Source organism: Leeuwenhoekiella obamensis (assembly GCF_055391795.1).
The window spans coordinates 1,130,520-1,154,129 of the sequence record NZ_AP029251.1 but is presented as its reverse complement, the minus strand read 5'-3'; the positions used below and the strand labels follow the sequence as shown (position 1 = coordinate 1,154,129).

The window sequence follows — 23,610 nt, the reverse complement described above, 5'->3', positions numbered from 1 at the left end:
TTTAAGCGTTTTTTATTTGCGAGAACACATATTTCATTTCGGTGGCGATTTGCTTGCTTCGCTCTAAATACGCTTCAGATTCTTGTGGTGTATCGTCAAAAGCTTTTGGGTCTTCATACGTCACAGAAATTCGCTGAGCTCCGGGAATAAAAGGGCAATTTTCATCTGCATGTGAGCAGGTCATGATGGCCGCAAAATCACTTTCAGGATTAACCTCGTTGTCAAATTGCTTTGAAAACAACTCAATTGCGGGTGCATTTTCACTGTAAGTAACTTGATATTTCGGATTTTCTCCACCGGGATTTTCAATAGCAAAACCTGTTGTTTCAAGTGCCTTGATCGTGCGCTCGTTGCAAGCGGTCACTTCTACTCCACCAGAAAATGTTTTTATTTGGCTATAGCCAAAAAATGCTGCAACAACTTTACCCCAAACTTGCCCAAATTGACTTCTACGTGAGTTATGTGTGCAGATGTAATTAAGATTGATCTCTTTATCAGACAAGTGCTTATGAATGTATTCTATAAGCGGTTGAAGCGTTTCTTTTCGCGCTGGATCTAGGGTGTTCTCGTCCAGGCCTTCGATGAAAGCTGAAATTTTTTGAAACATTATTTTGCGATTTAGTTAGTTGTTCTAGCAGCAGCCGTTACCAGGAATGCAAGGATCGCTAGCGGCTTGTATAAGCTTAGAGAGTTTTACTTTTGGCTTCTTTTCTGGGATTCCGCAATTGTCTTTTGCAAGACAGTCGGTCATTGTAGTTGTAAGCTGAAAATACTTACCGTCGAAGTCTAGACCAAATTTATTGATCGTGCTTCCTTGATATTCTACTTCGATCTCAAGATCGCCTATTCCTAGTTTTTCTTGTGATAATTCAAGAATGTCAATAAGCTTTTCTGGATGCAAACGGTGGTTATAATCATCTGCGCTCCATAATTGTAGATTAACGCGTTCTTCATGGCGCATGGTTCCGCCACAATCGATAAAATCTTTTACCACCTTACCCACTTCTGTAACATGAAAGTGACCAGGAACTAATTTACCATCTGGCAGTTGAAAACCGATCTTTGATGATTTTTTAAGCTGTTCTTTAAATGCATTGATCTTCATAACAATTTAGATTTTAGTTAGCAGCATGATTTATTAGTGTGCAGCAGCTCAAAGAAATTAGCGAACTCCTGCATGAATTCATTCCATTTTTCTTCATTAATACAATAGCAAACGGTCGTGCCTTCTATCGTACCTTTTATTAAACCTATGTTTTTCAACTCACGCAAATGCTGTGAAATGGTAGGTTGAGCTAATCCTATTTCTTCTACTAAGGCTCCACAAACGCAAGAATCCTGCTTCAGCAGATATTCTAAAATGGCTACACGTGCCGGGTGCGCCAATGCTTTTGCAAAGGTTGAGATCTCATTCTGCTTTTTTGTAAAAAGCTCATTCTTCGTTAATCCCATTATTCATTTATTTATTGCAATATTACGATGAAGATATTTTTGGCGCAAGCCTTATTAATAAAATTAACACAGGGTTAATGTTGTCTCAAATAGCACTTCATTAAGAATCACGCGATGAGATACTTGCTAATTTTAATCAAAATAAAAATTTAGCTATGAAAACCACACTTGAAAAAGCAAACGAAAGACGTCATGAAGAAATAAATAATAGTCTTCAATCTATTCTTGAGAAGAATTATGACGCAGAAAAAGGATATAAAAAAGCGATGGAAGAAGCTGATAGCAGCAACTTGAAAGAGTTTTTAAAACATCAAGCTTTACAGCGCAATCGCTTTGCAACAGAGATAAGTCATGAGATCTTTGAGATCGATGAAAAGCCTAAAGAAGGCGGAAGTGCCGCAGGAACTTTACACCGCGCGTGGATGGATATTAAAACCGCTTTTACTGGCAATGACGACGAGGCGATCTTAGAAGAAGTGATCCGCGGTGAGAAAGCGAGCGTAGAAGAATATGAGAATATCTTGAAGAACGAAGAGAATGCTTTACCACTTGCTACTTCTAACGTGCTAAAAAGTCAGTTAGATGAGATAAATTCTACTCTTAATCGTGTAAAAACGTTGGAGGATATCGCTTAAAGCGAAAAGAACATAAATAGATTTAAGAACCCTGAGCATAACCGCTCAGGGTTTTTTATTGCATTGAGAATCTAAAAAAATGAGGTGTCTTTAATTTTTGAATTCATAATTAGAATGGCCGATTTTTAAATTATTCGCACGAGTTTCGAGTGTTTTATTAACTATTTTTAAGGAAATCTGAACAAACACCACCTAATTATATGAGTAATAAAAACCTGAAACGTAGAGACTGGCTCAAAACGAGTTTATTATCTATGGGAGCGATTGCCGTTGCTCCTCAAATTTCTTGGGCAGAAACTGTAAGATCTGCTCAGAAACAGAATAAAAAATTCCTTTATGGTAATCCTTTCTTTGATGAGTATACTCCGCCTCAATTTCCAGATCTAGACACTGTAAAAGCAAGACTGGTATGGAATGAAAATCCACACGGACCTTCTAAAAAAGCAGCGGCTGCATTTCAGGAAAAAGTTTTTGATGGCAATCATTACTCATGGAATAGCCTGGGCAAATTAGTTTCTAAAATTGCCGATTATGAAGGTTGTAAACCAGAAAATATCATGATGGGCCCAGGATCATCAGATCTTCTTGAAAAAACAGCAATGGTATATTTTCAAGATGGTACTGGTAATGTGATCAGCGCAGATCCTAGTTATATGTCTTTAGTTTCTGTAGCAAAAGCCTGTGGCGGCAACTGGAAGAGTGTAAAGCTTACCGCAGATTATCAGCACGATCTTAAAGCTATGGAAGCTGCGATTGATGCAGACACAAAGTTGGTTTACATCACAAACCCAAACAATCCTACAGCGACCATCACGAATACTAAGGACTTAAAGGATTTCTGTAAACGTGTTTCTAAAAAAGTTCCTGTCTTTGTTGATGAAGCATATATAGAATTATCAGATGGCGGACTTGATAATAGCATGGCGCCGCTTATCGCAGAAGGATATAATGTCTTAGTAACGCGTACATTTTCTAAAATTCACGGTATGGCTGGCCTTCGCGTGGGTTATATGCTAGGTCTAGAAGAAACGCTTGAAAAGATCAACGAAGTAACTCGCGGCGGAATGGGAATTACAGGTCCTAGTATTGCAGCAGCTTCGGCAAGTATGGACGACAGCGACTACTTAGTTGATTGCAGAAAGAAATTGATCGATGCGCGCAATTATATGACAGCGTATCTTGATGATAAGAAAATGGATTATATGCCATCACATACCAATTTTGTGATCTTCCCTATTAATATGAGTGGTGATGCATTTTTAGAGCAGATCTATAATCGTAAGATCGTGGTTCGTGCATTTAAATTCTGGGATCAAGACTGGTGTCGTGTAAGTATGGGAACTATGGAGGAGATGAAAGTCTTTACCCAGGCACTTGACGAATTTTACGTTTAATAAGCAAAAAGATCCTTTATGGATATTACGCTACAAAAAACAATAACCTTCATGCTTTTTATTGGTGTGGGGTTATTGTTAAAGCTTAAATTCTCAAACAAAGCCGAAGTTACCGGCATTAAAAAGATCATTCTCAATCTGGCATTACCCGCCACGATCTTTATTGCACTTCTGGGTATCGAGATCAATGCAGAACTTCTCGCCTTGCCTCTACTCGCGCTTGTGCTCAATGTTTTTCTGTTTTATGTTTTTCCTTTTGTGTTGCCATTGCTTGGCGTGCAAAAAGATTCAGCAAAATATAGAACTGCACGATTGTTGATCCCGTCACTTGCTCCTGGGCTTTCCTGTTTTCCATTTGTGCTAGAGTTTCTGGGCGATAACGCTTTGGCGAAAGCCGCAATGGCAGACTTAGGGAACAAATTCTTTGTGCTCATTTTTCTCTACATCATGGCCATGCGCTGGTATTATGAGAAGAACAAGATCGCAGGTACAACGCAAGGATCTAAGGTAAGATCCTTATTAAAATCCTTGATCTCAGAACCGGTAAACTTGTTTATCGCTGCAGCTTTGATCTTAGTAGGATTAGGCATAAATATGCAAACCTTACCATTTTTTGTAAGTGAAGGTCTATCGCGATTAAGCGTGATGATGACACCGCTCGTTTTACTATTTATCGGGCTTGCTGTAAATGTAAAAAAGCGACAATTCGTTCAGGTTTTTGCGATGTTATTGTTGCGTGCCGGGATAGTGATGTTGCTGTGTATTGTTTTTATGGCTTTCGCCAAAATCACGCTGCAAGAAAATATTTTACTAATGATAGCCTTTGCGCTTAGCGCTTGCAGTTTCTGGCCTTTTGCGCATATTTCGGCAATTGATCTATTAGAGAATAAATCTGAAAAGAAAACTGAAGAACCCACATTTGATTCGGGATTTGCTGTGAATATTCTAGCATTGAGTTTCCCGGTTTCGGTGGTTTTAATTCTAGGCATCCTCTCTGCCGGAAGCTACGTTGCAAATATTCCTGCATTGCTCACTATTGCATTTGCATTGATAATTGCTGGCTGTGCCCCTGTTGTATACCTTATGATAACAAGAAAAAAGATCGTCTTCTGGAAAAAATCATCAGAAGATATCTATGATCCAAATATTACACCTGCAATTCCTGCAGAAGAATAAATCAAAATAAACATGATTAAAAATTTCACCCATCCCCTAATTCTTTGTTCTGTTCTCACGCTTCTATTTTCTTCTTGTAAAGAAAAGGAAGCGGAGGTTCAGGACGTTTCTGAAGATGAACTTATCGCAAAAGCAAAAGAGATTCACCATAATGTGATCACACTTGATACACATGATGATATAAATACTTCAAATTTTACAGACAGTCTTAACTACACGCAAGAACTAGATACACAGATCACGCTCCCAAAAATGAAAGAAGGTGGTCTTGACGTAGCATGGTTTGTAGTATATACTGGGCAAGACACGCTTTCGCCGCAAGGCTATGAAAAAGCATACGCAAACGCCATTGATAAATTTGAAGCAATACACAGATTATGTGATTCTATCGCTCCAGACGAGATAGAATTTGCAACCACATCTGAAGAAGTGCGAGACATTCACTCTCGAGGTAAGTTGGTCGCAATGATAGGTATTGAGAATGGTTATCCGGTGGGAGAAGATATTTCTCGAGTAGAAGAATTTTACAATATGGGAGCGCGCTATATGTCGCTTGCGCACAACGGGCATAGCCAGCTTGCAGATAGTAATACTGGCGAACAAGACAGTATCTGGCTGCATAATGGTCTTAGCGATCTGGGTAAAGAAGTGATCAAAGAAATGAATAGACTTGGGATGATGATCGATGTTTCGCATCCTTCAATTGAGTCTTTTAATCAAATGATCGAGTTGAGCAAAGCGCCTATTATCGCTTCTCATTCTTCTGCAAGAGCTCTATCAAACCACAGCCGTAACCTTAACGATGATCAATTATTAAAACTTAAAGAAAACGGTGGCGTAGTACAGACCGTGGCCTTTAGCTCTTATGTTGATGGAGATAAACATGCTGCCAGAGCAGATTATGAAACCGAAATAGGCAAAAAAATAATGGATTCTCTGGGTTATGAATGGATAGATCGAAGTGATTTTGGCAGTTTAACGCCAGATGAGCGACTTGTTTATTTCAAGAATTATGACTCCATGAGAAAAATAAGAGACAGCAAATTAGAAAAAATAACCGATGCTCCAGCAGCGGTGAATGTGGCTGATTTTGTAGATCATGTAGATTATTTGGTTTCGCTTATAGGCATTGACCATGTGGGAATCAGCTCAGATTTTGACGGCGGTGGCGGCGTTGAAGGTTGGCGAGATGCTTCAGAGACGTTTAACGTGACTTTAGAGCTTGTAAAACGCGGATATTCAGAAGAAGAGATCGGTAAATTATGGAGCGGTAATTTGCTTCGTGTTCTTGACGAAGTGCAACAAGTCGCAAAAGATATTCAAGCTGGTAAAGAGAGTGTTTTGGCTGCAGCCAAATAAATCCTAACCGAATTTATTTTAATTTTTTGAATAGCTGTTAAATGCACGCTAAAGCCTGTGTTGACAACCGCTTATGTGATTTCTCTTGAGTAATTTTAAGTAATTACAAAAGATAAAAAAATGCAAAAGCCTAATGAAAGATTAGCCGGTCAAACTGCAATTGTAACAGGTAGTAGTTCTGGTATTGGTGCCGCTGTGGCGCTTGGTCTTGCGAGAGATGGAGCTAATGTTACGGTAAATTATCACTCTGATAAAGAAGGCGCTGAAGATATCGCGCACAAGATCAATACAGATGATGTGTGTGGCGAAGCGATCGTCGTTAAATGTGATGTAAGCAAAGAAGATGAAGTGCAGGAAATGTTCAAAAGAACAATTGATCACTTTGGCACTGTAGATATTGTAGTTCCTAATGCGGGTATGCAAAAGGACGCTAAATTTCACGAGATGAGTCTTGAAGATTGGCAGATCGTGATAGATGTAAATCTTACAGGACAATTTCTTTGTGCTCGCGAAGCCATCAGAGAATTTTTGAAAAGAGGTATGCGCAAGGATGTTTCTAAATCACTAGGAAAGATCATTCACATGAGTTCTGTGCACCAAATTATCCCTTGGGCTGGTCACGCAAATTATGCTGCTTCAAAGGGCGCGCTTACCATGCTTATGGAAAGTATTTGCCAAGAATATGGGCCACAAAAAGTGCGTTGCAACAGTATTGCGCCGGGAGCGATAAAGACAGATATTAACACAGAAGCCTGGAAAACACAAGAAGCACGCGACAAACTCAATAAGCTTATCCCATATAAACGAATAGGAGAACCAGACGATATAGGTAGTGTTGCCGCTTGGCTCGCTTCAGATGAATCTGAATATATAAATGGAACCACCATCTATGTAGACGGTGGTATGACGTGTTATCCTGGATTTACAGATAATGGTTGATCCTACTTTTTCTTGAAATAGAAATCCAGTGAGTATTTTCCGGGACCTGTGATGAGCAATACAATATAACTCACAAGATAAATTGCTCCCATTTCTTGTCTTCCCCATCCATCAGCCGCATGAACGATCAAAACTGCAACTGCCATTGTAATTATTAAAGGAATTGCAGCCAAACGAGTCGCTAAGCCTAGAATAAGCAATACACTACAGATAACTTCTGCGAAAACTGCAAGCGCTAAACTTGCTGTTTGACCCATTCCAATAGGATCTGCAAATTCAATAGGATCTGCGGTAAAAAGTGTGATCATTTTTGGCACACCGTGTACGAGCATCATTGCTCCTATCGCTACTCTAAAAATTAATAATGCAAGATCAGCTTTGGCTGGACTAAGATTGGTTTTGTAAAGTGACATTGGGTGGTTTTAAAGGGTTTTTATAAAATTAAGAAAAGCAGATAAATTACTGTTAAGTAAAAATTTACTTCTTGAACAATCCTTTAATTTTAAAAAAAACTAAAACTAATCAACTATGAAAAATCTACTTAGATGGATTGCTGCCTTTTGGGGAGCAAAGAAATTAGGCGGTGGCCGTTGTGGATGTATAGGTACAATTATACTAGCAATAATTTTATACGTTTTACTGGGTCCCGTTTTTAATTTGTTTTAAAACGAAAAAAGAAAAGCGCTTCCTTACCGAAGCGCTTTTTTATGTTCTTAAGTTTATCTTGCTTAGAACGGATAACCTATCGCAAAATTGAAAATAGGATTTCCAAAATCGTTAACCCACCTTTCGCCGGAAGGCAAAGAAGGATCGTGCATAGGCGCAGCAAGATCAAAACGAATTACAAAATTCTGAATATCTACTCGCACTCCTACTCCAGTACCGATCCCGAGTTCATTCATAAAACTTGAAGAGAATTTTCCTCCAGGCACTGATTCATTTTCTGAGGTGTTCCACACATTTCCCGCGTCAGCGAAAACAGCTCCAAAAACATAAGGAAACAGCGGAAAACGATACTCAATATTTGCTTCTAATCTCAAATTTCCTGTTTGATCAAAAAAGGCTCCGTCGTCATTATCACCGGGATTATACGTTCCTGGACCTAATGAACGTATTCTAAAAGCACGCACGCTATATGGTCCTCCAGAAAAATACTGTTTTGTATAGGGAACAACATCGCTATTACCATAAGGAATGCCAATGCCGGCAAAAAGTCGGGTAGCGATCTTATTACCTTTTCCCATATTGAAATGGTATCTAAGATCTGCATCTATCTTAGCATATTGCGCATATTGAAGTCCTAAAAAGTTCTTCTTATCATTTTCTGTCGCTCCGCTAAAAAGACTTATCGTGTTTCCTGCTGTATCTAGATTTGCATTAAGAAAAAATTGATGTGTGGCATTCTGATCTACCATCCCGTTATACGTAAAAGAATAGGTCATCCCAGAAATAAACTCTTGATCAAAACTGCTTTGTAAAAACGGATTATCATCAAGGATCTGCTGAAACTCTGGAGTGGTGTTCGCCAGATTCACATAATTGATCGAGATAGGATTATATTCATGCGTAACATATCTATTGGCTTGCCAGATATAACCAAATGACGCCAGACCAGAAATAAGCGTGTATAGCTGACTTCTATTAAGATAATCTGCAGATAGACTTACTTTAGTTTTAGGAATATCATATTCAAAAAAGTCTGTGCTGATCTTTATAGGGAATATAACTCGCGGAAAGATCAAATCTGCTCCCAGACCCAATTGCAAACTACTTAAACCAGCATTATTACCGCCGCCCATTTGTAATTCATAACCCACTTTACCAGTAAGATTAAGCGTTTCTCCACCTTTAAAAAGATTTCTATTTGAGAATGTCACCGCTAGATTAGGCCCAGCAAAACCATTAGATTTTTGCACCGCTTGTAACTCGGCTCTCACAGAGCGCTTGTTCAACGGCGAGAGATAAATATTTGCTTCAAGTTTTCCAAGACTGTCACCTTCTGCTTGCGTCTCGATCTCGTTGTATTGAATATTCACATATTTATACGCGCCTATTGCGCCAAGCCTTCTGCTCGTATTACGCGACACATCTGGACTGTATAATTGCCCTTCTTTTAATTGAATAAAAGGGTCAAGACGATCTGGTCTAAAAAACAATTCTTCCTGATAATAATTCTTCTCATTGTAACGATTTCCCTCAGTTTGTGTGCTGTCTTGATCAAGCGTGTAATACGGGTAAACATTAACTTCAGCGATTGTATAAGGGATCACAGATTTCTCAGGAACGTCCTTTTTCAGGCGTAAGAACATATCTACACGCTTATTATCATACTGATTGCTATCTGCCTCAAACACTAAAAATCCCGGGTTAAAGTTGTAGTATCCTTTTGACTTTAAGTCAACATCAATACGGTTGCGCTCCGCTTTCATAGCGCTTAGATCAAAGCGATCATTCTTTTTTATAAGGCTTTCGCCAAAATTCTCCTTGATCGCACCACCTAGGATCAACGAATCTATATCCAGATTGTAAGTAGCAACTTTATAAGGATCCATCACTTTAGTAAAATACTTAACGCGCGCAGTTCTGCTGGAAGAATCTGTAACCACTTCAGAACCTATATTGTTATAAAAGAAACCGTTGTTCTCAAGTCTATTTCTAAGAATTTCTTCTACCTCATAAGGTTCTACATCGCTGAGATAAACAGGCTCTTCACCCATTTTCATGCAGAAAAACCTATTCAAGAAACCAGGGTTTTCCTTTTGATTTTTATAATAGAAATAAAGACCAGGACGCATGCCTAAAAATTTCTTGTTTGGCTCTGGTCTCAATACAGTTTCTAGCTCTGTAGTTAAGGCCGCTTTTTTCTCAACCACAGTGTCTGAGGTTACATTTACAGCAGCGCCTTCATACAAATATTCATCTTCTGGGATAAACTTCTCAACGCTACACGCTGCCAGAAATGCACAAAAAACCATTATTGCCAGCGCTCTAATTTTCATCATCAGTAGTTTTTTCATTTTTATCTTCTGCAGCTTTAGAAGTCGTTTCTTCCTCATCTTTCGCCTGACTTTTAAATAATGACGCCCAGAGTTCTTTAAACTCATTAAATTCTTGCGTGAAGATCAACGCAATCCCGTTAACTATGAGTTGGCCATCAATAACGTTTTGAAACTCATTTTGGCGAAAGCCCTTTAAACGATATCTACCATCCTCTGTAAGCACATATTCTAAACTTACATTTCCTATAAGCGGAGAAGCCTGACCCGGCTGGGCGCTACCTTCAATATCTACTTCGCTTCCTACACGAACGATCAACCTATCATTAAACAGCTTTTTCTGAGCAGCAACATCTAATGTTGTGCGTTGCTGTGCAGATTCGCCTTGATAATCTGTGTAACTGTCTAGACCAAAATCCAACTGAATTCCTGTATCACCCAACAGTTTCTCTCCAAAGACATTTAATTGATCTGACAGCGCATCGTTAATGTTGTCTCGAGCAATAGTCGCGGTTCCGCCGGTGCTACCGTCACTTCCTGAGCTTGGGAAAAATCTGTTTAACACTAGAAGTGAAAAGACTTGCTTGTTGAGTTCGTTTTCTTGCGAGTTAAGCTGTTGTACTCTACCATAAACCTGACCACCCAGAGCACCGCGATCATCTTGTGGCATATCTAGATTGAAGCTGATCTTAGGCTCCATGATCTCGCCGTCTATATTGAGATACACATAAAATGGCAAGCGACGGCGGTATTCATTTTGTACACTTATATTAGTTCCTGAAGTTTGAGAAGACATCAACGCAGATGCAGAAGTTTTGACGTCGTATTTCGCTTTAAGCGCAAGCTTCGCATCCAGAGGATCACCAGACCAACTTATACTGCTACCTTTAACCAAATCAAATCTGCGATTTACAATGCTATACAAACTCATCTCATAATACCCATCTGTGATTGTGTATCGACCGCTTAGCGTGGTGCGACCATTGGGATACATATTAAAATAAAGATCGCCATTACCTGCAACGCGCAAATTATCCCCCGTTTGCTCATCGATCACAATATTTACCGCAGCATCATCACTAATTGAAAGAATTGCATCAATATTAAAACCTGTGATGGTATAAGATTCTTCTTCAGTTTGTGTGAGAATATCATCGGGATTTTCTCTATTTACGAAGATCACAACACCTTCTCTAGACTCTACCGCAACTTCGCTAGGAGGCAAAACATAGGTTACATCTGTGCCCTCGCCTACTTCAATTCTTCCTTTTACTTTAGGAACATTTAAATTACCGGTAATGCTCGCTTCTGCATCAAAAACAGCTGTACCATAAACAAGATCAAAATCATCTGCTGTAGAGTTTAAAACCTGAAAATCATTTGCGCTTAGATTAAGATCAAATGTAGGATTAAGCATATCTTCAGTTCCTATGGAGCCGTCAACAACAAAGCTGTTCTGTTTTTCATCCCTTACGGTGAAATCACTAAAATAAAGTCCGTTGTTGTCTATCTTAAGTTGTTCATTATTCAAAACAAAAGGCGCATTGAGCTTTGAAACCTTAAAGCCGGCGTTATTGAAGTTGATCGTTCCGTCGTATTTAGGTTCTAGCGTTGTTCCAGAAATATTGATCTTACCTGAAAGATCCCCGGTACCATCTTCTAACTCACCCATGCTGAAACCAGCAATTGCGCTGGTTTTTATTTCATTAATATCGAGTTGTAGATCAAGGTTTGCAGCAGTTTGTGAAGATTGATATTTACCAGTAAGATCAAGATCTGCTTGACCGCCTTTTACCGCCATATTAAAATCATAATCAGCGCCATTAAGTGATTTTGCATCTAGGCTTAATGTTCCTAGATCCACTTCCATCACTTCAAATTTATTGATCGCTAGATCTGCGAGCATTCCCGGTTGGGTAAACGGATTCTCAACTATAAGTTCTCCCTGCAATCTTCCCGAAGCCAATGTTTGCTCTGGGTTATAAAAGGTGAGAATACTGGCGAGACTAAAATTCTCAAAATCTATCGCAATATGTTCCTCTTCTACATTAGGCTTATCGTTAGAAACAGTAAGTCTTTGACTATTTCGCGAAAGCGTGAAATCTCTAAATTTTAAAACCTCTGGCGCTAAGGTGATCTGGTTGTTTGCATCCATCGTCCAGCTGTTTCTGTTTAGTACAAGATTCTCTGGATTAACATGCACTCTCAAAGTGTCTCGACTACGCGTAACATCAGTATTTATGCGCATCAACGTCACTGTATCATTTGTAGATCTAAAATCTAAGGCCAGTTTTTTATCCTGAACAAGACCGGTAAGCGTTGTTCTTTTTATATCTATAGGACCAGATTTCACACCATTTAAACCTAGCGCAAATGATAGATCTTCTGGATCGCTTTGCAGCGAAATGGCCAAACTATCGATAATGCTTCCGTTGTAGTTTATGTAAGGTAAAGTGACGTTTGCTGAAAGTTTCCGCGCAAGCTCATCAAAATCCATAGAGATGTCTACCGTGTCAAGCTCCTGAAGGTTTGCGACTAGAACCTCGTTAAGAATAGGCGCCGAACTCAAATGCCCGCGCATTTTGATCTTCACAGGTTTTGAAAGCGTGTCAGTCGCAGGAACATCTGAGAGATACGTAACAAAGTGGCGCTTTAAAGCTTTTGTAAAATCTACGGGACTCGCATTACTCTCCAGATCAAGATCAAGAATTCTATTTTTCACATTAACCGCCGTGGTATCTGGAGTTACATGCGCATTGAGCTTAACATCACCCAGCAAATACGTGCGATTATCATACACCGCAACGCCGTCATCAATGTTAGAAGTGATATCGTAAGTCGTGGCGTTACCTTTATAGGTAGCATTAATTTTTAAAGCGGTTTTCACACTGCGAGAAGCAAGCCCTAGCGCTTGTAAATCTGCCCCACGAATATCTGCATTGAGATCAACCTGTGGAGCCACCGAATCAAGAATTACATGCGCAAGAAGATCAATATCTAGATTATCATCTTTGTAACCTGATTTGAGATCTCCTACTCCATTTTTAATATTTCCGTTAAGTTTTAAATCATTGATTTTATAATCATTGTAACTAAAATCTTCAACTAAAACATTAACATCTGCATTTAAGCTATTTATGTCACTTCCATGTCCTTTTGCGTCAATTTTTAAAGTAAGATCGCCTAGTGTTTCATTCTGTAGAATTTGCGATAATTTGATCTTTGACGCTTGAATATTTCCGTCAAACTGAATCTCATTTGATATATCTACAAAGCCTTTTAAAGCAATTTCTCCTTGATCTGTGAGCAACTTTGCATCTGCATTAAATTTCTCTGTAGTTCCTGCGAGAGTTCCTTTTAAAGTGAATTTTGGCGGAAGCTTAATACCTAATTCCTGCTCATCGATAAATTGAGTGAGATCGCGTCGTGTAGAACTTACATTAAACGGTGTTAACTCAAATTGCAAACGATCAGAATCTGTTGCGTTAATTATTTTTCCTTTTGCGCTAATTCTTGTGGATGCCCAGTTAAAATTAGCATTATAAAGATTTATTCTCCCTAAGGTTCCTTGCGCCGAAATATTACCATTTATCGGTCGTCGAGCAAGTTTCACAAAGTATTCATTATTCTTTAGCTGTGGCGAAAAGAGGTAGAACTCGCTAAGATCTGCATTGATGTTTGAAAGATTTGCGGTGATCAGAGCATCTTCAGGATTTTGAATGAATTTTTCAAGATCTGCATATTTAAGCTGTAGATTTCCTTCTGCTCTATTTTGATTCAATTGAATCTGTAGATCATCCAGATTCAGGTTATTTTCATCAAGATGAAGGTTAAACTGAAAGACATCTAAATTTAGCCCTGAAGTTTCTGTAAAACTAAGCGAATTTAAATCGGCATTTGCTTCGTATTCCTTAAGAAGTACATTTGTGATATCAAGATTAAGATCCTTGATCTCGATAGCTTCTGGATTAAATCTTCCTTCTACCGCCTTCCGATCATTTGCGTAATAAGCAACATCAGAATTATTGATCTTAAAATCATCAACATTCACTGTGAATGGCGGCCAAATCGACTTTAAAGTCATTTCTGCTGCGCTTTCTGCTGTTGTTGCAGTTGTTGCAGGCATATTGCTTTTTAACTCGATCTGAGAATCGTTTAGCGCGAGTTTTGAAACGTCAATTTTATTCTTGCGCAGATCGATCAGCGGGATTTTTGCAATTAATTCTGTGAGATTAGCTTTCGCCGAAAGGCTATCATCAACACTTTTATAATCTGCATAAATATTACTAAGCAGAACATTTTTTAAAGCAAGACGCGGCATGGGCGCTGCGCTGGTGGTATCTGGAGGATACAGCGGTGAGGATTGCTCTACATTGATCCTCGCATCTTTGAATATCAATTGAGAAGCTTCAAAATCCATACTGTCAAGATCTGTTTTGCTCATTGACAATTTCAATTCTTGAAACTTGAACTTGCTATTGATGCCGGTGACTTTGTCGTTATAAACGATATTAAAATCCTGAAGATCAAAATCGCCTAAACGTATTTGCATCGTCGCAGTTGAGTCGACCACAGTTTCTGCAGCGGCTTGATCTGCCGGTGCAAAAGAATCCATTAAAAACTGAAAATTGAATCCTGAAATGGTATCCTGACGAGTGACATTTGCCGTAAGACCTTCCCACTGCAAATCATCTAGAGAAAAACCATCACCTTTAATTAATGGCCATAACGGAATATCTGCATTGAGATGTTTAGAATAGACCAGCGTATCGCCTTTTGTGTCTTCTAAATAGAGTTTATCGATCTGAATATTACCGCCAAATGTGATAAAAAGTCTATCGAGCTCTACCACGGTTCCGGTTTTCTCAGAAATGCTCGTAACCAGTTTATTTTTAATAATGTTCTGACCCCACGGACTTCTAACAAAAAGAATTATTAGGAGTAACAAAATGAGAATTGCGGCAAGGGTTTTTGCCAGTATACGTAGAGTTTTAAATAAAATTTTTCTGCCTTTGCTCACAAATATTCATCACTTCTTAATGAATGCTAAAAATAATACTATAAAGCAACGGCCTACCTACCAAAACTGCTAAAACCTTGTTATAATTTCTGTTAAACGCAGTTAAATGAAGTTAGGTTTTAAGCGCATCTGCATAATTTCAATCTAAAATTATAAGCTATGACAACTAAGAAGAAAAATGAGAATTTAGATTACGATCCTAATCTAAGTAAAGAGGAAGAGAAAATGCTTAATGATGAAAACATACACAAAGATGGCGGCGGTGATGATGAATTGCGCGGTCGTGTGGACAATGTAGATTTTACCGGTGAGGATCTTGATGTGCCAGGAACAGCAATAAATAAAAATAGAAAACCTGGTAATCTAAAGGACGAAGAAAATCAAGTTTATAGCCAAGGTGGCGAAATGGAAAATCATGATCTAGAAGAACAGAATCGTGATCTAGTGAAATAATATTTAAGAATTTTGGTGGTAGTTGTAATGATCTCCTGATAACTTTTTCAGGGGATCATTATTCTTTTATAACCACAATGTCTGCTTGTGCTCCGGTAAGTAAATTCCAGCCGCTTGAAGAAACTAACTTGCCTTTATCATCATAAACCACAAGATCTGCCGTGTTAGGTCCAGAACTTCCTTGATTAAGCGCTTTAAACGAAATCTTATTAAAACCTTTCTTCAGCGAAACGTAAAAACCTCTGTAAGATTCTGTAAGCCACACTTGCTCTACAATAACTTCGTCATTTAATAAAATGGCAACTTTATCTCCATCTACAGCCTGATAGTCTCTGCACATAATTTGCACTTTATCTCCGCCAGTTCTAAATGTCCCTAAGTCCATATCCTTTGCCATTTCTGCTAGGATCGCTTTGTCTTTCTTAGAATAATTGGGTTCAGGTTTTCGGTTTAAGCGCTCAAGGTGACGCTGATTAGGATCTGCAAATTCTTCTTTTTTGAGCATGAAGAATTTTTCATTTTCCATATCATTGAGGCTACTCAACTTTGCATCCATATCTGCTTTTACCTTTTCAGGATCTTCCATTGGTATAGCAGATGGATTATTTTCTGGTTTTATCTCTTTATTCTGACTTTCAGCTTGCTCTGGCTGTTTCTGCTTAGTAGTATCTACAACGGCAGGAATTTTAAATCCTCCTGAGGTATTATCTATCTGGGCGTTCATTTGGGTGCACCCAAAAAAAGTAAACAGCGCTACAAATAGCGCCTTGCAAATAGATGCAGTATTTATATGTGAAGTTTTACTCATAAAGTATTGCGATGCAAATTTATAATAACTGTATTACAATGATCAGACCATTGTACTTAATAGTTTAATAAAAATTATTATCGCTTGTTTAGGGGTTTGTTTGATATACGTGAAATAGCAGGAAATGTTGCATTTTTTCAGTATTTTAGGGTGGTTAAAGAAAAATTACTACAATGAAGAAATCCCCTACTCTCACAAACACAAAAGGTTATTCAAAATTTGGACTTTCTGTTCTTCTTGCCTTATTCTCTTTCGCTTTAAGCGCACAACAAAATTTTAAAGAATATAAAGGCACTGTTACTGACGTAAATAGCAATGATGAACTACCTTTTGCGAATGTAACTCTTACCGGTACGAACATCGCCGTGATCACAAATAGCGAAGGAAACTTTGCCATAAAAGTGCCAGATAGCCTGCAAAATGGTCAATTAGAGATTTCATTTTTAGGTTATTACCCAGAAACAATGAAGCTTGAAAATTTTGATCAAGAAATTACAACGATTGCGTTAAAACCTAGAACTACAGAACTGCAGGAAGTAAACGTAAATCAATACAAGGATGCTGAAGGTTTACTTAAAAAAGTAATGGCAAAACGCGGCGATAATTATACTAATGAAGCCTCTGCAATGACCGCCTTTTACAGAGAAAGTATCAAGCGTGGTCGCCGAAATGTTTCTTTGGCGGAAGCCGTAGTAATGATAGACAAAAGTCCTTATACTACAAATGCTCGCGACCGCGTAGATCTTTATAAAGCCAGAAAAAGCACAGATTATAAAAGACTTGACACCATTGCTTTAAAACTACAAGGCGGACCGTTAAATGCACTTTATATAGACCTGATCAAGTATCCTGAGTATTTCATTACGCCAGAGACAATGCCGTATTATGATTTTTCTTTTGGTCAGCCTACAACGGTAGATGGAACTTTAGTACACGTTATCAATTTTAAGCAAAAGAAAAACGTACTTGAGCCTATGTACTACGGCAAGTTGTACATCAATTCTGAAACGCTGGCGCTTACAAATGCGGTGTATTCATTGAATGTTGAAAACAGAAGTTTAAGCAGTAAATTATTTGTGCGTAAAAAGCCTAATGCTGTAAAAGTTTGGCCAGATCATGTAGATTATCGTGTGGATTATAGAGAAAAAGATGGCAAATGGTATTTTGCTTACGGCAATGTACAGTTAGAGTTTGTTGTTAACTGGAAGCGTAAATTATTCAATTCTCACTATACAATTAGCAGCGAGATGCTCGTGACAGATTGGGAATCCTCAGAAGGTGTTTATGCTAATAACTTAAAAAGATACCGCTCTAATGATATTCTAGTAGATGAAGCTGATGGATTTACAGATCCAGATTTCTGGGGAGCGTATAATGTGATAGAACCCGAAAAGTCAATTGAGTCTGCAATTGAGAAAATTCAGCGACAGCTAAAAAAGGAAGACTAGATAGAATTGTTTTTTTGGAACAACTCTTGATACCTGTTTTAATACACTTAACAATTAAAATCAAGTATTATGAAACGTTCAGTACCCGTTAATGCCGGCTCAATGGCCGACATTGCATTCTTGTTGCTAATCTTCTTTTTGATCTGCACCACCATCAACACAGACGCCGGCGTGCCGCAAAAACTCGCAGAGCCTTGCTTAACTGAAGATTGCGCTAGCAAAATTGAAGAGCGCAATTTGCTTAAAATTGACCTTAATGAAAATCGTGAATGTCTAGTTAATGATGAGATCGTTCTGCAAAATGATTTTACAGAAGCTGTTTATGATTTTATCGCAAACAAAACTAAGAGCGAAAACAAACCCTTTAAACCGGGTGATGCTGTAATCTCTGTGAGTTCGTCTCGTGAAACTCCGTATGACTTTTATGTCGCTACGATGAGTAAAATTAAGTTGGCTTACACCAAAGTAAAAAATGAGTATGCCCTAGAGAAATTCAACAAAGAATTTGAAGCGCTAACAAAAGCTCAGAAAAAAGATGTGCTAGAAGCGATCCCAGAAAAGATCGCTGATAGATCGCTTTAAATACTTAGCGGTTTATTTGCTTTATGAAGGTGGGATACAATGGTATTTACAAACTCATGCATTGAGTATGGTTTTACGATATAACCATTCATCCCGCTTTCTTCCATTTTTTCAGTGATCTCTCCAAGATTTGTAGCGGTTAAAGCTATAACAGGAATATACGTATCAAAGGTTCTAATAGCTGCTGTGGTTTCAAAACCGTCCATTCCTGGCATATGCACGTCCATAAGAATAAGATCAAAGCTTTGCTTCTTAAGCAACTCTAATGTGTCTTCACCGCTTTTTGCCTCGCTCACATTTGCGTCAAGGCCTTTTAATATCTTACTGGTTACGAGACGATTGATCTTATTATCATCTACTATCAAAATAGATGCATTCTTGATCAGTTTTTCTGAAGCCGAGTTTTTCTCTAAACTGTGTGGCTCTTCATAATTAATTACATCCTGCAACGTCGCTTCTTTAAAATCTATAGAAAAATAAAAGGTAGACCCATCACCTACTTTACTCTTAACCTTGATGGTACTATCCATTTTATTCAATAACTTTTTTACTATCGCTAGACCTAAACCAGTACCAATACCTGACTTGCTCTTCCTCTCTTCTACTTGACTAAACTCGTCAAAAATAGATTTCTGGGCTTTCTCATCAATACCAATACCCGTATCTTGAATAGAAAAATTAATGGTGTATTTTCCATTTTCTAGTCGCTTACCATCTAATCTTACCCAAATATTCCCATCATTGGTGAACTTTAAAGCATTGCTTAAAATGTTTATAATGATCTGAGAAAGACGTCTTGAGTCGCCCAGAAGATAATTAGGCAAATCTTCATCTATATGCAAAGTGAGTTCTGTATTGCCTTTGTAAGCATATTTATCAAAAGAACTCAATATCTCTCCCATCAAGATCTTAAGATTAAATGGACGGATATTTAATTTGAAACTTTTATCATCAAGCTTAGTGATATCAAGAAGATCATTGATGATATCAAGAAGGTGATTTGTGCTAAACTTTAGCGAACTGATCTCTTGATTATACCTTTTGAGGAATTTCTTGTCTTTCTCTAACAATCCTGCAATTCCTGTAACGCTATACAGCGGTGTACGCATTTCATGACTTAGCGTCGAAAAGAACCTTGCCTTAGTCGTCGCACTTTCTTCAAGAAGGGATTTTGCTTTGGTAAGTTCTTTATTATTCAATTTTAATTTTCTGATGTAGCGCTTACGAGCTCGCATACTCAAATAGAAATAGAGTATAAAAACGCCACCCATGGTACATAGGATCCATAGCAAAACATCTTCACGCTCTTGGCGCTTAAGATCTGCTTTTGCAACTTCCGCCTCAATATTAGCCTCGTTGCGCTGTCTTTTGTATTCTTCCGCATCGCTTTTGGCTACAGCCAAAAGAACAGATTCGCGCTGCGCCATATCTTTTACATCCTGCAAATAATCATTATAAGCCGTCTGTACTTTGTAAGCCTGCGCAGGATTTCCTATTTCATACAAAAACTCTGCATATCTATCATAAAATGAAAGGGCTAGTTGAGGCATGCTGCTTTTTTCAATTCGATTAAAAGCTGCATAATAATACACGGTAGTAGAATCTAGATTACCTAGAACGCTGTAGTAATCGCCCTTAAGAATATCTATTGAAACTTGCGGAATATCAGTCTCTACATTCTTGTTATTCAAACTTTCTTGAGCAACCTCAATGTATTGCATCATCTTAGTGTACTCGCCTAGATCTTTATAGATCGTAGCAACTTCAAGAGCCGGTTTTAAAAATTTTTCTGGATGCAGTTCTTTATGGATCTGCAATGTCTTAAGGTGCAGTTCAAGAGCTTTGCGCTGTGCATCTGGAGAATTGTCTAACGTAGCCGCAAGACCGTCATAAGCAATAGCGATCAAAGAATCATTCTCAGTTGCTTTAGCGATCTCTAAAGCTATCTCAGAATATTCTAACGCTTTCGCGGAATCTCTTAAACGCAGAAAATTCTTGCTTAATAAATTGTATCCAAAAAATTTATAGGTGTCACAATCGTGAACTTCTGATTGATAGAGCAGCTCTTGTGATTCGTTTAAGGCAAGATCGTACCTGAAAGCCTCCATTGCGATTTTGATACTACTAACTCGCTTGCTAAGTTCTGCAAGGTCGCATGAAGAGTTATTTTGAGCATAAACGACATAATCTGAAAAAAAACCGATTAATGAAAAAATTACGCACAAAAAGCATTTGTAATATGCTTTACTAGTAGGAATCAAAGTTTGAACAATGGGTTATGAGTATTTCAACGGCAAAATTAACACTTTTAACCTCAATTTACAAGTAAATAATCGCGCTAAGGTCAATGATATCAAGGAGAAAGAAGTAATACAAATATAATTAATCGCAATACTTAAATCACATGCATGAAATATATTTGAGTTAAAAATCTACAGTATTTAAATTTGTGATCTAATATTATAATGTGAAAAGTATTCTTCTTCAGCCGTGTTATTTTGGTGATATAGCATATTATGCACACGTTGTGCAGAATAACCCTATAAAAATTGAGGTTCATGATAACTATCAAAAGCAAACCTATAGAAACAGATGTATCATCGGCACAGCTAATGGCACGTTGACGCTTACCATACCCGTAAAGCACACGGGTAGTAAAGGTCATAAGAAAACATCAAATGCTATTATTGAGAATAATTTTCATTGGCAAAAAGAGCATTGGAGATCGATACAAATCGCATACAGAACTTCTCCTTTTTTTGAATTTTATGAAGATGACATCAAATTTCTCTTCACCGAGACATTTACAAATCTTCTTGAGTTCAATCTTAAAACTTTTGATGCCGTACTTGATATTCTGCAAATAGAGAAAGACATCTCTCAAACAGAGTCCTACGAAAAAGAACCAGAGATCTTTGACGGAAGATTTTTGGCGAATGCCAAAGAAAAAAGAAGCGTTGAGTTACCTGAATATATGCAGGTGTTTGATGACAAAAATGGATTTATACCACATTTAAGCATCTTAGATTTGATATTTAATCTTGGTCCGCAGGCGCTTACTTATCTTGAAGAATTAGACCTAAACTAAAACTTGATTTGTAGGCTTTAAGCAAGCGATCAAGGTATTGAAGAGATCCTTTTGATTATACGGTTTTGTAACCAGAGCGCATAATCCATACTCTTTTACCTTTTTCTTAAGGTCTATGGTCTCAGCGGCAGATAGCGCTATAATTGGCATATCTGGATAAATATTCATGATCCTCGTCGCAGTCTCAAAACCATCAATACCAGCTGGCATATTGATATCTGTAAGCACAAGATCATAACGTTTAAGAAGCGAATGCTCTACAGCCTCTTCCCCACTCTTTACGGTAGTTACATTTATTCCCTTTGTCATCAGGATCTTCTTAGTAACCATCAAGTTGATAGGGTTATCATCAACTACAAGAACTTCTTTGTCTTTTAATAAGTCTTTAAAACGCTCAAAGTAATCCTCAGTATTTTCTTTCTCGATCTTAAGAACTTCTTTTACAGATACTTCTTTTAGGTTTAGCTTAAAGCTAAAAGTACTACCTTTTCCTTTTTCAGTTTGAAGCTCGATCTTAGAGTCCATTTTCTTAAGGATCTTTGCTACAATGGTTAATCCTAAACCGGTACCGATTGCCTGAATAGACAATTTATGGTCACCATCAACCTGATTGAACTCTTGAAAGATCTTGTCCTTAGCCTCTTCATCAATTCCTTCTCCTGTATCTTCTACTGCAAAACAGATCTCGTTCCAACTTTCTGCAATAGGTGAAGAATTTATATGAATTGTAATATCGCCGTTATGTGTAAACTTATTAGCGTTACCTAGAAGGTTAAACAATATTTGAGATAAACGCTTAGGATCACCAGTAACAAACTGCGGTACGTTTTCACCAATACTGAGATGAAAGGTGTTATTGTGGTTTATTTCGCCCTGAGCGAAAGCAGAATAGATCTCACGCATAAGATGCGGAAGATCAAACGACTTTTGCTGTAATATAAACTCTTGCGTCTCTAATTTTGAAATATCGAGAAGATCATTAATGATCCCGAGAAGATGCTGCGAACTGAATTTAAGAGATTTCATCTCCTGTTTAGTAAGTTTTCTATCGTCACGCGCTTCAAGCAAAGATATTACTCCGGTCACTCCATAAAGCGGAGTCCTGATCTCGTGACTTACTGTACTAAAGAATCTGGTTTTATCTTCTACACTCTTCTCTGCGATTACTTTAGCTTCGGCAAGTTGTTTATTTTTAGACTTCAAGTTATTGATGAGTCTTTGTCTGATCTTTACGTTACGATATAACAGAATTAAGAAAACGATCAAGAAGATCACTACAAGCCCAAAGATCACAAGAAGCATCTTACGATTTTTAAGCGTAGAAAGCGCGATTTCTTCTTTAAGCGAATTTTCTTTTTTGATCCTAGCGAGTTCCTGCTGTTGTGACTCTACCGCAGCTCTAAAGATTTTATGCTGCTCGCTACTGGCATGCTCTTTTTTAAGATGCTCTATTAAAGCCTTATTTACTTCATTAGATGTTTTAAAGTCTTCATTATCCTCTAACCTTTGTACATAACGTGGATAATAATCAACACCTAGGTATGAAAGAGAATCTTGCTGAATACTCTTAAAAGCTTTTTTTGATAAACTTAGACTTCGTTTAACATCACCTTTATTGTAGTAATAATCACTCCACAACATATCCAGATAGATCTGTGGATCATCAAATTCTTCAATAGATCTAGATAAGCTCGCTTCTGCCTCACGCAAATAAGGCGGCATTTTATCATATTGATTTCTCATAAAATAAATCTCAGCAATATTCAATGCCGGATTTAAGAAAACGCTGTCATTTCTTTTTCTATCTAGTACGAGCGCCTTTTGATAAAGATCAAACGCTTCATCAATTTGAGCTTTAGATCTTCCCAATGTTGAAGCTAAGTTATTATAAGCTCCGCTTATTACCGCTTCATTGTTAGTCTTCAAAGCATAGGTTAGCGCTTGTCGAGAATAATACGTAGGTTGTACTGTATCGTTGATCTTATCATAGATCTCAGAAAGCATGTTGTATCCATAATACAGATCAAGATTGTTAGAGCGCTTCCTGGCTAATTCTATAAGTTCAGAAGTTCCCTTGATCGCTTCTGCATATTTAAACTGCGTAATATTGATTGCTGCAGTATTGTATAGGGAATCTGCTTTTTTGTAGTATTTCTCAGCTTCGTTCTGGGCAGAGATGTTTTGGCTTAAAGCCAAAAGAAAAAAAACAACGCATAGAGATTTCTGCAAAGATTGCCAGCTACAAGGACTTGTAATGTTA

Annotated in this window: 18 protein-coding genes; 9 read left to right on the top strand and 9 right to left on the bottom strand. The window is 37.9% G+C overall.

Annotated features, from left to right (window positions below; genetic code table 11):
• Position 1: 1 nt before the first annotated feature.
• The 3 genes from ACZ5L8_RS05135 to ACZ5L8_RS05125 are packed head-to-tail and all read right to left on the bottom strand — an operon-like array spanning position 2 to position 1,452.
• Positions 2 to 607 carry an arsenate-mycothiol transferase ArsC gene (locus ACZ5L8_RS05135; RefSeq protein ID WP_464440208.1) on the bottom strand — a complete coding sequence of 202 codons (606 nt, stop codon included), beginning with the start codon at positions 605 to 607 and terminating at the stop codon, positions 2 to 4.
• Between the two features lie 24 nt (positions 608 to 631).
• Positions 632 to 1,105: a DUF6428 family protein gene (locus ACZ5L8_RS05130; RefSeq protein WP_464440207.1), complete on the bottom strand. Its 474-nt coding sequence runs from the start codon at positions 1,103 to 1,105 to the stop codon at positions 632 to 634.
• Positions 1,106 to 1,122: 17 nt separating this feature from the next.
• On the bottom strand, positions 1,123 to 1,452 hold the full coding sequence (locus ACZ5L8_RS05125) for an ArsR/SmtB family transcription factor (RefSeq protein ID WP_462598496.1): 330 nt from the start codon (positions 1,450 to 1,452) through the stop codon (positions 1,123 to 1,125).
• Positions 1,453 to 1,607: 155 nt separating this feature from the next.
• Between ACZ5L8_RS05125 and ACZ5L8_RS05120 the strand changes: the two genes are divergently transcribed.
• The 5 genes from ACZ5L8_RS05120 to ACZ5L8_RS05100 all read left to right on the top strand — a co-directional run bounded on the left by ACZ5L8_RS05120 (position 1,608) and on the right by ACZ5L8_RS05100 (position 6,955).
• Positions 1,608 to 2,087, top strand: coding sequence for a ferritin-like domain-containing protein (locus tag ACZ5L8_RS05120; protein WP_464440206.1), 480 nt, complete (start codon positions 1,608 to 1,610; stop codon positions 2,085 to 2,087).
• A gap of 200 nt (positions 2,088 to 2,287) precedes the next feature.
• Positions 2,288 to 3,481: a pyridoxal phosphate-dependent aminotransferase gene (locus tag ACZ5L8_RS05115; RefSeq protein WP_464440205.1), complete on the top strand. Its 1,194-nt coding sequence runs from the start codon at positions 2,288 to 2,290 to the stop codon at positions 3,479 to 3,481.
• Between the two features lie 18 nt (positions 3,482 to 3,499).
• Positions 3,500 to 4,657, top strand: coding sequence for an AEC family transporter (locus ACZ5L8_RS05110; RefSeq protein ID WP_464440204.1), 1,158 nt, complete (start codon positions 3,500 to 3,502; stop codon positions 4,655 to 4,657).
• A gap of 12 nt (positions 4,658 to 4,669) precedes the next feature.
• Entirely contained in the window at positions 4,670 to 6,016 is a 1,347-nt protein-coding gene (locus ACZ5L8_RS05105) for a dipeptidase (protein ID WP_464440203.1), read from the top strand.
• A 120-nt stretch (positions 6,017 to 6,136) separates the two neighbouring features.
• Positions 6,137 to 6,955: an SDR family oxidoreductase gene (locus tag ACZ5L8_RS05100; RefSeq protein WP_464440202.1), complete on the top strand. Its 819-nt coding sequence runs from the start codon at positions 6,137 to 6,139 to the stop codon at positions 6,953 to 6,955.
• 2 nt (positions 6,956 to 6,957) lie between these two features.
• On the opposite strand, the gene ACZ5L8_RS05095 is transcribed toward ACZ5L8_RS05100, so the two are convergent.
• From ACZ5L8_RS05095 to ACZ5L8_RS05085, 3 genes are all read right to left on the bottom strand, one after another.
• Positions 6,958 to 7,368 (bottom strand): DoxX family protein, encoded by a 411-nt coding sequence (locus ACZ5L8_RS05095; RefSeq protein ID WP_464440201.1) that lies wholly within the window; start codon positions 7,366 to 7,368, stop codon positions 6,958 to 6,960.
• A 315-nt stretch (positions 7,369 to 7,683) separates the two neighbouring features.
• The gene (gene tamL / locus ACZ5L8_RS05090) at positions 7,684 to 9,972 is read right to left on the bottom strand and encodes a translocation and assembly module lipoprotein TamL (RefSeq protein ID WP_464440200.1); all 2,289 of its coding nucleotides are present in this window, start codon (positions 9,970 to 9,972) and stop codon (positions 7,684 to 7,686) included.
• Complete coding sequence (locus ACZ5L8_RS05085; RefSeq protein WP_464440199.1) at positions 9,944 to 14,899, bottom strand: translocation/assembly module TamB domain-containing protein; 4,956 nt, start codon at positions 14,897 to 14,899, stop codon at positions 9,944 to 9,946. Before ACZ5L8_RS05085 ends, tamL begins: the two co-directional genes overlap by 29 nt.
• Positions 14,900 to 15,130: 231 nt before the next feature.
• Between ACZ5L8_RS05085 and ACZ5L8_RS05080 the strand changes: the two genes are divergently transcribed.
• Complete coding sequence (locus tag ACZ5L8_RS05080) at positions 15,131 to 15,424, top strand: hypothetical protein (RefSeq protein ID WP_464440198.1); 294 nt, start codon at positions 15,131 to 15,133, stop codon at positions 15,422 to 15,424.
• A 58-nt stretch (positions 15,425 to 15,482) separates the two neighbouring features.
• Here ACZ5L8_RS05080 and ACZ5L8_RS05075 read toward each other — a convergent pair whose 3' ends face one another.
• Positions 15,483 to 16,232 (bottom strand): hypothetical protein, encoded by a 750-nt coding sequence (locus ACZ5L8_RS05075; RefSeq protein WP_464440197.1) that lies wholly within the window; start codon positions 16,230 to 16,232, stop codon positions 15,483 to 15,485.
• A gap of 173 nt (positions 16,233 to 16,405) precedes the next feature.
• On the opposite strand from ACZ5L8_RS05075, the gene ACZ5L8_RS05070 reads away from it, so the two are divergent.
• Positions 16,406 to 17,680, top strand: coding sequence for a carboxypeptidase-like regulatory domain-containing protein (locus ACZ5L8_RS05070; protein WP_464440196.1), 1,275 nt, complete (start codon positions 16,406 to 16,408; stop codon positions 17,678 to 17,680).
• A 69-nt stretch (positions 17,681 to 17,749) separates the two neighbouring features.
• Positions 17,750 to 18,262 (top strand): ExbD/TolR family protein, encoded by a 513-nt coding sequence (locus tag ACZ5L8_RS05065; RefSeq protein WP_464440195.1) that lies wholly within the window; start codon positions 17,750 to 17,752, stop codon positions 18,260 to 18,262.
• On the opposite strand, the gene ACZ5L8_RS05060 is transcribed toward ACZ5L8_RS05065, so the two are convergent.
• Positions 18,259 to 20,487, bottom strand: a complete 2,229-nt coding sequence (locus ACZ5L8_RS05060; RefSeq protein WP_464440194.1) for a hybrid sensor histidine kinase/response regulator — start codon at positions 20,485 to 20,487, stop codon at positions 18,259 to 18,261. The two genes, ACZ5L8_RS05065 and ACZ5L8_RS05060, sit on opposite strands and share 4 nt — an antisense overlap.
• Before the next feature lie 242 nt (positions 20,488 to 20,729).
• On the opposite strand from ACZ5L8_RS05060, the gene ACZ5L8_RS05055 reads away from it, so the two are divergent.
• Positions 20,730 to 21,350, top strand: coding sequence for a WbqC family protein (locus ACZ5L8_RS05055; RefSeq protein WP_464440193.1), 621 nt, complete (start codon positions 20,730 to 20,732; stop codon positions 21,348 to 21,350).
• On the opposite strand, the gene ACZ5L8_RS05050 is transcribed toward ACZ5L8_RS05055, so the two are convergent.
• Positions 21,342 to 23,579 (bottom strand): ATP-binding protein, encoded by a 2,238-nt coding sequence (locus ACZ5L8_RS05050; protein ID WP_464440192.1) that lies wholly within the window; start codon positions 23,577 to 23,579, stop codon positions 21,342 to 21,344. The two genes, ACZ5L8_RS05055 and ACZ5L8_RS05050, sit on opposite strands and share 9 nt — an antisense overlap.
• Positions 23,580 to 23,610 lie beyond the last annotated feature (31 nt).